The organism is Reichenbachiella sp., from assembly GCF_039941815.1.
Lineage (GTDB): Bacteria > Bacteroidota > Bacteroidia > Cytophagales > Cyclobacteriaceae > Reichenbachiella.
Window position 1 is genome coordinate 1 of the sequence record NZ_JBDVDW010000033.1, and the last position, 1050, is coordinate 1050.

Annotated in this window: 1 protein-coding gene; it reads left to right on the top strand. The window is 37.1% G+C overall.

The window, feature by feature from the left end:
- Positions 1 to 941, top strand: a 941-nt coding sequence (locus tag ABJF11_RS10380; RefSeq protein ID WP_348119780.1) for a response regulator, incomplete at its 5' end; no start/stop codon positions are given.
- Between the last annotated feature and the right edge of the window lie 109 nt (positions 942 to 1050).

The following is a 1050-nucleotide window of genomic DNA, read 5'->3' on the forward strand; positions in this document are numbered from 1 at the left end:
GATTTAATCAAGGGCAAAGGTTACTGGAGCAAGATCTAGTCACTACAATTCCTAGTAACAGTATCAATACTCGAACTCCTCTCATAATGAGCGATAAACGCTTTTTCGAACTGTCTGAAACCTACCCAACCAAGATATCTCAATTGGTTAAGATTTGCGCTGTCTATTGTAAGGATAAAAGGGCAGAACTTTCTGAAGCTTGTTCAATGTTGATCACGCCAAGTGAAGTCAAGATGCGTATCGAAGAAAACGTTAAGCACTCATCTACTGATGAAGATGAGCAGGTAGGCTTTATCCCAAGTTATGTGATGAACAACGATTTTTTTATAAGTAACAAAAGAGTTTTACTGGCCGAAGATAATACTGCTAACGCCAATATAGTCTGTGATTTATATCGTAAGATAGGTGTTGAGATTGACTGGGTGGAAAATGGCCAGCTAGCCCTCGAGAAAGCAATAACAAAAAAATATGATCTAATTCTCATGGATATTCGTATGCCTGAGATGGACGGTTTTGAAACGGCTGAACGCATTAGGGAAAAGCTACTAGACAGCACCCCTTCTATTATCTGCTTGACGGCTGATGTAGTGAATATAGATTCGGGTGAACACTTAGAAAAATGCTTTGATGATGTGATGTACAAACCTTTAGATAACAAGGTTTTAATCGAGAAGTCGATTGTATTTTTGAAAGGTGATGAGGTAGGACAAGTCGATCAATGTGACGACGAAAAGAGTCGTGAAATGTTAGATGAAATTGACTATATAGAGTCTTTGCTTATCTCTGGTGATATTCAAGCTGAAGAGAGAATAAGGGCGTTATCACTCAAGATAACAAACAAAAAACAAGAAGAAATGCTGAAACATGTTTTGGCTTATATTGCAGACTACGACTTTTTAGATGCCATTGAGTCTCTGCATGATTTAAAGAAGGTGGTTTAGTGATGAGTTTAAATAGTTATGATTCGGTTAACAATGCCATGCAGGATTCAAGTTATTCATCTAATAAGAAGAAAGTACTGATAGTAGATGATGTCCCTAAAAATATTGA